Here is a 10,038-nt window from a genome sequence, read left to right on the forward strand (position 1 = left end):
ATATTAACGTTTGGTAACTCTTAATAGTGTTTGATAATTTATAATATTGTTTGATACTTTTTGGTGAGGAAGCCAGTTAAAAACTAACACATTCTGCCCCCCAAAAATTATTTCAAATTTTGAAGTTATCGTTTGAAAAAAATCAAAGTCGTGACGCTTCGCCCACACCAGACCAAAAGGGTATCAACAGCAATACCCTCTTGGATCACCCTGCCGCCCCAAACGAAAAATGCTGAAAAGCGCATATTTTAAACGGGGATTGATTCAGCTTTCAACCTCGCTTGTAGACTGCTTCGGCCTTATTCGAAAATGCTAACACTTCCGACGGGCCGTCCATGGCCCAACGAAAGCTAGCCTGACGTCCTGTCAGGCTCACGCTATTTTCTCTGCGTCCTCAATTCAAATGGTGCCTTTTAGATTTGTATCTTTTTTATTTTAAAGTTGACGCGAATAAAGTTAAATCGAAGAAATGAAAATTCCGGTGTAAGCGCGGCTGTGACCGTCCATGACATGGACGTCATGGCCGAGCTTACAGGGACGTACTTGCAGCGTGTCACAGTAGTGCTTGCACAAGAGCCTGCGGCAGGCAATGGATTAGATTTAAGTGATGGTCTTAAGTAATTGAGCCAATATAGATGGAGTATAAAACAGAAACGGGTAACTCGTTTCTGCCCCAAAACGATTTAGCAGCTTTAGCCAGCTAATGATTTTATTTGAATAGAATTTAAATCAAAATCAAGATCTTAATCAAGGTCGTGGCGCTTCGCCCACACCAGACGAAAGGGAAACAACAGCATTTCCCTTTTCGATATCCCTTGCCGCTCCGGCGAAATTTAAACAGCAAAATTTCCAACGGAGAATGATCCAGCTTTAAACTTCATTTTGAGTCCGTTTCGGCAAGCTACAAAAATCACTAACGCTTACGATGGGGCGTCCCTTCCCCTCGAAAGCTAGCCAGACATCCATGTCTGGACTCACGTAATTTTCTTGCTTACCTCAATTAAAATTGAGTCTTTTAGATTTTTATAGTTAGTTCTTTTTATGCTTATCATTGTCACGAATACAGTCAAATCGAAGAGACAATAACCCCAGTGTAGATGCGTTCAAGACCTTCGAAAACATGGATGTTTTCGCAGAGCCCACAGGGATGTGTTTACGGCGTGTCTTGGATGTATCTGCACATAAGGCCGCTTTTTCACATCCATGTAATCGCGACATTCCGTTCATCCTGAACATCCCTGCGGCAGGCAATGGATTAAATTGAAGTAATGGTCTTGAGTAACTAGCCCAATTTATATGAGGTATAAAATTGTTACTCTTAAAACGTTTATGTCCAAAAGTGAGTTTGGAAGTGATCAAACTTTACAATCAAAAAGTCACGTTCTTGCTCATATAAATTATCAAGCGGTTACCTTATCACCGCTCATGAAAGCGCGAGTTTTTTCAATCTTTATTATGGTCGCACAGTAATAGCCAAACGAATTAACCTACCGGTGGTTATTCCAGAAAGACTCAAGTAGCCTGAGGCTACTTGAGGGAATTGAATGCTAATGGGTAACAATGAATCTGAGATCTAAATCGATTCATTGCCCTATCGATATAAAACTATATTAAGCCTGAATTTCAGCAGCCACGACAGAAATTTCAACCAATAGGGCATCACGGGCCATTTTAGCGGCAACGCAAGCGCGTGCTGGCGCATAACCTTCAATCACCCATGCATCCCAAACCGCATTCATTTCAGCAAAGTAACTCATATCTTTAACGTAAATAGTGGCTGATAGCATATGCTTTTTATCACTGCCTGCTTGCAGCAATAATGCCTCCACTTTATCCAACATGGTTTGGGTTTGTTCGGTGATGTCTTTAGTGGCATCTTGGCAAACTTGGCCGCATAAATAGATGGTGCCGTTATGTTTCACAATGCGGCTCATACGGGTTTTAGTTTCTATTCTTTCAATGCTCATTGTTTTAAATACCTTGATATGTAATCTATTAATTCAGTCGATATTGATAATGACTTCAATAAAGTCATTATCAATGAACTCGAGGCTAAATAACAACTGAGAAAAACTCACTAATTAACCATTAATACTTCAATGGTGTGAGCAATCTAGCGAAACAGAGGCCATTAATTGACAATTGATTTACCAAAAAACTACACTTATTTCAATTGCATCAAAAAAGGCTAAATAAATTGCATATCAATGATTTGGAATTATTCATTGCCGTAGCAAAGCTTGGCAGCTTTTCAAAAGCAGCAGAATCTTTAGATACAAGGCGCGCATTAGTCAGTCGCAGAATTGCTGATCTTGAAAAACACCTTGGCGCACCACTGTTTGTTAGAACGACCCGAGCGATGTCACTCACCCCAAACGGCGAACAATTTTTAGAGCAAGTTGAACCCTTAGTTGATCAGTTGCGAAATGCTGCTCACATAATGCGAAATAAACAAGCCGAGGTACAAGGCCGAGTCAGAATTGGGCTGATCCCTTTTACTGACAGATTACTGGATAAATATATTGCTGAGTTCGTCGTCCAGTATCCTCAAGTTCAGTTAGACATCTTTATGATCAATGGCGGTTATAAAGAGTTAACTCGATTGGGTTTAGATTTTGTGCTCGATACAGGAGCATTAAATGACAGTAGTTTTATCGCTAAAAAACTGGGTTCATTAAAATTAAAGCTATTTGCTTCACCATTATATTTAGAAAAATCCGCAAAAATTACCCATGTGGATGATCTTCTACAGCATTCATTTATTGGCACTCGGTCAATTAATGGCATGGTTGATACACAATTAAAAATGGGCAATCAAACCATTGATGTTAAGTATAATATTGTCACAAATGAATTTAACTCTTTATACAGCTTTTGCTTGGCTGGCGCAGGGATCGCAATGCTACCATATAGCATTGCTAACGATGCGATTTCATCGGGGAAACTAGTCAGTATTTTACCTGAAATTGAATCGACTCCTATTGATACGTTTTTAGTTTATCCAAGCAGAAAACACATGACCACGGCAGCGAAACTCTTCGCCAATACCATTATTGATATGGCTGCAACGCTTATCGAAACGGAGTCTGATTATTATGCTAATGGCATAAAAAAGACATAACGCTTATTGCGTTATGCCTTTTTTATTAATTCTGAGATGTCAGTCCTGAGCGATAAAGACTAAGAACCGAATAGCAGTAAAGCCGTTAACAACTAATGCTAACCATTAGAATGTATAATCTAGGGTTAAGTACACTTGCTGACTGTTATCAATTGAAACGCCATTTTTATCGTAATCTTGCTCTAAATAGCGATAACCCAAGTCAGATGAAAAATGTTCATTCCACTGATAAGTCACACCAGCTTGCCCACCCCAAGTAAAATCAGCAGAGGCTTTACCCGCCACTTTATTGTCATTACCACCCGCAGTTACACCCATAAATAACTGGGTATTATTAGCCACTGGTATCATGTAGTCATAAGACACTAACCAAGAGTATTGTTCATGCTTGTAATCTTGATCGCCAATTGAAAACTTATCATCCATGTAGCTAAAAGTGCCCGTCACACGGTGATGTTCATTAATTAATACACCCGCTCGAACCTGGATAGGCAAACCATCAGTATCTTTGTTTACATCACCTTTAATAGTATCAGTTTGATAACCTGTTCCTGCGCCAATAAAATATTCAATATCGGCTGCTTGAGCATTCGTTAACATCATAGAAGAGCACAGTGTAGCCATTAATATCGTTTTCATTTTCATCAAATTCACCTCATCAAACACAGTAATAAAATAGGTTCTAGATATCGTTTTCAATCCAGATGCCATCACTTTACGTGGCACTAAAACAATTGAGAAGATGACAAAAAGGAGAATCTTAGTCCCTTTTTAAGAGACAATCACAGAATGTTACTCATGTTGCCATATTGATACTAACAGGTATTAAAACAATTAAATTTAAGATAAAACCTATTAAATATAGATAAATAATGAAAAATAAACATGCAACAGTTCAATTATTGATTCATTAAGCAGCCAATCCTCTGATGCTTGATTGTCTCATTTTCTGAACAAGTCAAACTACTGATATACCGCTACCTAAATAATAAATATCTGAATAGAATCGCCTCAACAATTATGAGGTATTCCATGAAAATTAATAAATTCGCTAAATTGACTCAAATCGCACTTGTTGTTGCACTTGCAAGCGGCTGCAGTAATGAAGCAAAGATTGAAACTAAGCCAATACAACCTGTTTCAGTTATCACTTTAGGTGAAAGCAATATTAGCCACGACTTACGATTCTCTGGCGTGCTAGAAGCACAAGAAAAAGCACGCCTCGCTTTTCGCGTGACTGGTACTCTCATCGAAATTAATGTAGCGCAGGGTGAGCGTGTCAATAAAGGACAAGTTATCGCAAGACTTGATCCACATGACTATCAAGTCAGAGTAGCTGAATTAGAAGGCCGCTTAACTGAAGCTAACGCCAGTTATGACCAAGCTAAAAATGAATTCGACCGAACCCAAATTGCCATTAATGGTAATGCTATGTCAGATATTAGCTTAGATCGCGCTAAAACAGGCATGACCCGCGCTAAAGCTGCCGTAACGGTTGTCGAGCAAAATCTAGAGCAAGCAAAAGATGCATTAGCTTATACCGAGTTAGTCGCGCCATTCAGCGGTATTATCGGCCAGCGTTCATTTGATAATTTTGAACAGGTTTCTCCGGGCATCTCGTTTGTGACATTGCATCAACCAGAAAAGCTTCAGGCGATTGTCGATATCCCTGAAACCATGCTTCAAGCATTTTCACATGGTCAGGCAGCACTTGTTTTCACCGATAGTGCAGGCAATCTAGATAAGCAAGCAGCCATTAAAGGGACAGTGACTGAAATTGCCACTATTCCAGATCGCATTAAACGTACTTTTTCCGCAACAATTGCCCTTGATGAAAAGCAAGCAAACTTATACCCGGGCAAAGTCGTGAATGTTCGTATTGCCGATCAAACCATCGATCCAAATAGCATATGTTTACCTGCAGGAGCCTTAGTCAGCAGTCAAAACACTCCTCAAATAACCAAGATTGTTGATAACATCGCAAAGCGCGTTGATGTAGAAGTGATTAAGCAAGGTCGTAACGATATTTGTGTCACTGGTGACATCGCTAAAAATGATGTGGTTGTTGTCGCTGGTGGCGCATTTATTTATGACGGTAAGGCTGTTGAGAAAACCCTTCCAATGGGAGGCGTATTATGAACTTTGCCGAATTTGCCATAAAACAGCGCGTTTTTGTGTGCTTTTTTACGGTACTTTGCGTTATCGCAGGGATTTATTCTTACTTTGACTTAGGTAAATTAGAAGATCCTTCTTTTACCATTAAGACAGCTGTAGTCGTCACCATGTATCCAGGCGCATCTGCTGCTGAAGTCGAGAATTTAGTCACCGATAAAATTGAAACCAAGCTACAAGAAATGAGCTCGTTAAAAACATTACGTTCATTATCTCGTCCTGGTGTTTCGATGATTTTTGTCGATCTTAAAGACATTGTGGCTTCTGAAACATTACCACAAGAGTGGGATTTGCTCAGACGTAAAGTCGACGATGTTAAATTAATGCTGCCTTTAGAAGCACAGATTAACATCGTTCAGGATGAATTCTCTGAAGTCTATGGAATGCTATTTGCTATCAATAGTGAAGATGCTTCAGTACAACAACTTAAAGATTATTCAAAAGAGTTGCAGCGCCGCTTAAAAGAAGTTGAAGGTATTAAAAAGATTGAATTACATGGTGTACGAGACCGTGTCGTCAACGTTGATATCAGTGATGAACGCATTGCTGAATCAGGCTTATCTGCCGCTCAAGTCTACAACCAATTGTCAAGCCAAAACTTACCCATTGATGCGGGTAGTTTTGACATGGGTATTGAACAAATACGCGTTGCCCAAACTGGCAGTTTCACTAATATTGAAGACTTAAAAAACCTCACTATTAAGTCAGGCGTAGGCTCACTTTCAAGTGGACTCATACGCTTAGGTGATGTGGCAGATATTTATTACGATTATAAAACGCCTTCACTAACAGAAAGTCGTTTTAATGGTATTCCTGCTATTACCTTAGCAGTAAGCCCAGTTAACGGTATTAACGTGGTGTCTTTAGGCGATACCCTTAAAGAAGTCATCGCTCAGTACCAATCAGAATTACCGCTCGGTGTGGACATTAGCACCATTGCCTTTCAACCTGATGAAGTCCATAAATCCATTACAGGTTTTATCAGCAACTTACTAGAAAGTATTGCCATCGTTGTCATTATCCTGATGATTTTCATGGGCTGGCGCAGCGCATCGATTGTCGGTGCAAGCTTATTAATGACGATTCTATTTACTCTCATTTACATGAACCTGGTTGGCGTAGACTTACAACGGGTATCAGTCGGTTCATTCATTCTTGCTTTAGGTATGCTTGTGGATAACGCCATTGTTATCACCGACATGTTTAGCAGTAAATTGAAAGCAGGCAAAGAACGCTTTATCGCCGCTAAAGAATGTATTAATGAAACGTCAATGCCACTATTAGCCGCGACTGTGATTGCAATCATGGGGGCGACTCCGGTTGTATTCTCGACCACTGATGCTGCAGAGTTTGCGTTGTCAGTAGTACAAATCCTTGCCAGTTCATTATTGCTGTCATGGGTTGTTGCCATGACGATTACACCATTGATGTGCTGGGCATTCATTAAAGCACCTGTTGAAACTGAAGAGAAAAAAGAAACGACAGCTGCTAAAAAGTTTAAAGCGGCTATCACCTGGACCGTTGCTAACCCTAAGTACACTATTGCGATTATCATTCCAGCGTTAATCATCACGTTAGTGGCTACGCCAATGGTTAAAGTGAACTTTATTCCGACATCGGATCGCGCCATGGTCTTTGTGGATTATTGGCTACCAAACGGCAGTCGTATTCAAGATGTTTCTGAAGACATGAAACAAATTGAGCAATGGTTATTAGCCCGCCCTGAAGTTGACAGTATTTCGACTTCTATCGGTGCCAGTGCACCACGATTTTCAGTCACAGTTGAGCCAGAACCGCTTGATGGTAGTTACGGTCAAATCCTGATCAATACCCATTCATTTGAAGATATTGAAACCTTAGTAGAAGAAGGTGACATTTGGTTATCAGAAACCTTCCCGCAAGCTCAGCCACGTTTTCGAGACTTAAAGCTGGCGACCTCTGACAAGTTTAGTATCGAAGCGCGTTTTTCAGGTAAAGATCCTTTAGTGCTTAAGCAATTATCTGATCAAGCACAAATTATTCTCGACCAGCATCCACATACCCGTTATGTCCGTGATGATTGGCGTCAAGAAAGTAAGGTCATTCACCCAATCATTAACCAAGAGCAAGCCCGCCTTGCAGGAATTAACCGTACTGATATCGCGTTAGCAATCAAGCGTGCCAGTGACGGACTTCCTATTGGTCAGATACGAGAATATGACACGTTAGTACCTATTATGTTGAAGTCATCAAATGCGAGTTTAGATGATCTAGGCGACGTTCCAGTGAGATCGCTTCTAGGTCTTCATAGTGTGCCTCTATCTCATGTTGTAGATGGTTTTGAAGTTCGCGGCGAGCAAAGCATGCTTTGGCGTCGAGATCGTGTACCGACGATTACCGTTCAAGCGGGTGTATTTGGTGACACTATCGGTAATGTTCGCAATGAAGTAGCAACACAAATTGAAGCCATTGCACTGCCAGCCGGTTACAACATGGAATGGGGTGGAGAGTATGCTGATGAGCGTGAAGCGATTGATGACATTATGCTTCAAACACCTAAAGCATTCTTAATTATGGTGATTATCCTAGTACTGTTGTTTAACGCGTTCAAACAACCTGCCATTATTTTGATCACCTTACCACTGGCCTTTATCGGCGTATGTTGGAGCTTAATCCTGTTTGATAAGCCATTTGGTTTTATGGCGTTAGTGGGTGCAATTGCCCTATCAGGCATGATCATTAAAAACGGTATTGTGCTGCTCGATCAAATCGAACTTGAGCGCAAAAATGGTGCCGCGCTAGATGATGCCATCATTAACTCGACACTCAACAGAACCATGGCGATTTCGATGGGCGCGCTGACGACTGCTTTAGGTATGGTGCCATTATTGAAAGATTTATTATTCGACCAAATGGCAGCAACCATTATTGGTGGCCTAGCCGTGGCAACAGTATTATCGCTCTTCATTATGCCAGCCTTATATAAATTGCTTTTCAAGCGCCAAGCACAACAGGAGTTAACTCATGAAAATGCGTAATATCTCATTAGTCATCGCCTTATTACTGGGCGGTTGTAGCATGACACCCGATTACAATGCGCCTGAATCTGTGGGATTAGATCAAGTGTATTTACATGCAGAAAATGCTGATAAAGCCGTCATTGAAAATGATTTGTGGTGGCAGAGCTTTAACGACCCACAACTTGATAGCTTGATTGCAGAAGTTCAGCAGCAAAACATTAGCATTCAAATTGCGGCGCAGCGGATTCAATCGGCGCAATCTTACGAAACCATGGTGTCGTCACTTAAGATCCCAACCGTCAGTCTTGGCGCTGGTGCATTTGACTATCGTTTATCTGAAAACGATTCATTGGCTGGCCCTGCCATTGGCGCTGAAATGATCGGCAAAGATCATAATGGCCTGATGGCTGGCGCTAATGTCAGCTGGGAAGTTGACTTGTTTGGTCGCCTTGATGCACTGAGTGATGCAGCAAGTATTCGCGTCCAACAAGCAGAAATACTCTCTCAAGGTGTAAACACCTTGATTACGGCTGATGTGGTACACAATTACTTGCAGTATCGTGGTGCTCAAGCTCGTTTAGCCATTGCTAAACGTAATATAAATGAGCAACAACAAACATTAGAAATGGTGCAAAGCTTGGTTAACAGTGGCTTTGGTTCAGAGCTAGACTTAGCCAGTGCTCGTGCAGCATTAGCTAGCGTAACAGCAAGCCAAACATTGTTTGAAACAGCTGAAAAGGTGCATTTATATCGAATGGCCACATTATTGGGTCAGCATCCTCGTGACATAATTAGTCGTTTTGAAGCGGCGCCACTACCTACAGTAACAGGTCAAATCCCAACAGGGATGCCATCTGACATCCTTAAACGTCGCACAGATATAGCCTTAGCTGAACGAGAAATGGCGGCGATTAATGCAGAACTTGGTGCCAGTATTGCCAATCAGTACCCACAGTTTTATCTCACAGCAAGTCCAGGGGTGGTAGCAGAAAGCGCCGATGACTTATTCAGTTCTGACTCTGTAGGCTGGGCAGCAGGTTTTGGCGCAAAGTGGACCATATTTGATGGCGGCCGTAGCAGCGCAATGGTGGACATGCAGCAGTCGCGCTTCAAACAAGCCAGCCTTCGCTATGAACATGCAGTGAATGCCGCGTTCAATGAGGTCGAAACCACGCTAATGAGTTACGGCAACAGCTTGCGTTTTTATCAGCAACTCAACATCGCAGCCGCTCAAACGGAAACGGCTGTTGAAAAAGCCAATAACTTATATAAAGCAGGCTTGATTGATTACATCCAAGTGCTTGATGCACAAAGACAAGATAACACGATGCAAGATGCAGTGGTGGTTGCACAGCTCAATATTGCCAGCAATGTCATTATGGTGAATAAAGCACTCGGCGGCGATTGGAACGTGGCAAACCAAGAGTCAGTGACGTCAGATAAGGACAAAGACAAAGATAAGGAGTCTAGCCAAGTTAACTCAAGCGCTGATTAATTTTAGTCTGGGCAAGAAAAAATCCCCTAATGCATCATCTTAATGTGATGCTCAGGGGATTTTAACGCGCTCAAACTGTCTTTTGGGGTCATGAGCCCAACGATTCATTTCATTCTTAACTAATCACTTTTAGTTAATCGACTTAGCTAATCAACTTAGCTAATCAACTTAGCTAATCAACTTAGCTAATCAACTTAGCTAATCAACTTAGCTAATCAACTTAGCTAATCAACTTAGCTAATCAACTTAGC

The 10,038-nt window shown here is 41.2% G+C and carries 8 protein-coding genes; 5 read left to right on the top strand and 3 right to left on the bottom strand.

All coding sequences use genetic code 11. From position 1 onward, the window contains the following. The first annotated feature begins 495 nt into the window (after nucleotides 1-495). The gene (locus tag L2737_RS22405) at nucleotides 496-621 is read left to right on the top strand and encodes a hypothetical protein (RefSeq protein WP_277868769.1); all 126 of its coding nucleotides are present in this window, start codon (nucleotides 496-498) and stop codon (nucleotides 619-621) included. Between the two features lie 408 nt (nucleotides 622-1,029). Here L2737_RS22405 and L2737_RS21330 read toward each other — a convergent pair whose 3' ends face one another. Together L2737_RS21330 and L2737_RS21335 are read right to left on the bottom strand one after the other, a co-directional pair. Continuing rightward, complete coding sequence (locus L2737_RS21330) at nucleotides 1,030-1,218, bottom strand: hypothetical protein (RefSeq protein ID WP_248957049.1); 189 nt, start codon at nucleotides 1,216-1,218, stop codon at nucleotides 1,030-1,032. Between the two features lie 392 nt (nucleotides 1,219-1,610). Beyond that, entirely contained in the window at nucleotides 1,611-1,967 is a 357-nt protein-coding gene (locus L2737_RS21335) for a RidA family protein (RefSeq protein WP_102526440.1), read from the bottom strand. Nucleotides 1,968-2,197: 230 nt separating this feature from the next. Here L2737_RS21335 and L2737_RS21340 point away from each other — a divergent pair, with 230 nt between their 5' ends. Beyond that, nucleotides 2,198-3,121: a LysR family transcriptional regulator gene (locus L2737_RS21340; RefSeq protein ID WP_198589510.1), complete on the top strand. Its 924-nt coding sequence runs from the start codon at nucleotides 2,198-2,200 to the stop codon at nucleotides 3,119-3,121. A gap of 105 nt (nucleotides 3,122-3,226) precedes the next feature. On the opposite strand, the gene L2737_RS21345 is transcribed toward L2737_RS21340, so the two are convergent. Continuing rightward, complete coding sequence (locus L2737_RS21345) at nucleotides 3,227-3,766, bottom strand: porin family protein (protein ID WP_102526438.1); 540 nt, start codon at nucleotides 3,764-3,766, stop codon at nucleotides 3,227-3,229. A gap of 387 nt (nucleotides 3,767-4,153) precedes the next feature. Here L2737_RS21345 and L2737_RS21350 point away from each other — a divergent pair, with 387 nt between their 5' ends. The 3 genes from L2737_RS21350 to L2737_RS21360 are packed head-to-tail and all read left to right on the top strand — an operon-like array spanning nucleotide 4,154 to nucleotide 9,787. Next, nucleotides 4,154-5,260 (top strand): efflux RND transporter periplasmic adaptor subunit, encoded by a 1,107-nt coding sequence (locus L2737_RS21350; RefSeq protein WP_248957050.1) that lies wholly within the window; start codon nucleotides 4,154-4,156, stop codon nucleotides 5,258-5,260. Further along, nucleotides 5,257-8,310: an efflux RND transporter permease subunit gene (locus L2737_RS21355; protein WP_248957051.1), complete on the top strand. Its 3,054-nt coding sequence runs from the start codon at nucleotides 5,257-5,259 to the stop codon at nucleotides 8,308-8,310. Before L2737_RS21350 ends, L2737_RS21355 begins: the two co-directional genes overlap by 4 nt. Next, complete coding sequence (locus L2737_RS21360) at nucleotides 8,297-9,787, top strand: efflux transporter outer membrane subunit (RefSeq protein ID WP_248957052.1); 1,491 nt, start codon at nucleotides 8,297-8,299, stop codon at nucleotides 9,785-9,787. Before L2737_RS21355 ends, L2737_RS21360 begins: the two co-directional genes overlap by 14 nt. Nucleotides 9,788-10,038 lie beyond the last annotated feature (251 nt).

It is taken from the genome of Shewanella electrodiphila (genome assembly GCF_023283985.1).
GTDB classification, from domain to species: Bacteria; Pseudomonadota; Gammaproteobacteria; order Enterobacterales; family Shewanellaceae; genus Shewanella; species Shewanella electrodiphila.

Coding starts and splice junctions, on each gene's coding strand:
- L2737_RS21350 (WP_248957050.1), top strand. CDS start 4,154: ATGAAAATTAATAAATTCGCTAAATTGACTCAAATCGCACTTGTTGTT.
- L2737_RS21360 (WP_248957052.1), top strand. CDS start 8,297: ATGAAAATGCGTAATATCTCATTAGTCATCGCCTTATTACTGGGCGGT.
- L2737_RS21330 (WP_248957049.1), bottom strand. CDS start 1,218: ATGTCGCGATTACATGGATGTGAAAAAGCGGCCTTATGTGCAGATACA.
- L2737_RS21335 (WP_102526440.1), bottom strand. CDS start 1,967: ATGAGCATTGAAAGAATAGAAACTAAAACCCGTATGAGCCGCATTGTG.
- L2737_RS21345 (WP_102526438.1), bottom strand. CDS start 3,766: ATGAAAATGAAAACGATATTAATGGCTACACTGTGCTCTTCTATGATG.
- L2737_RS21355 (WP_248957051.1), top strand. CDS start 5,257: ATGAACTTTGCCGAATTTGCCATAAAACAGCGCGTTTTTGTGTGCTTT.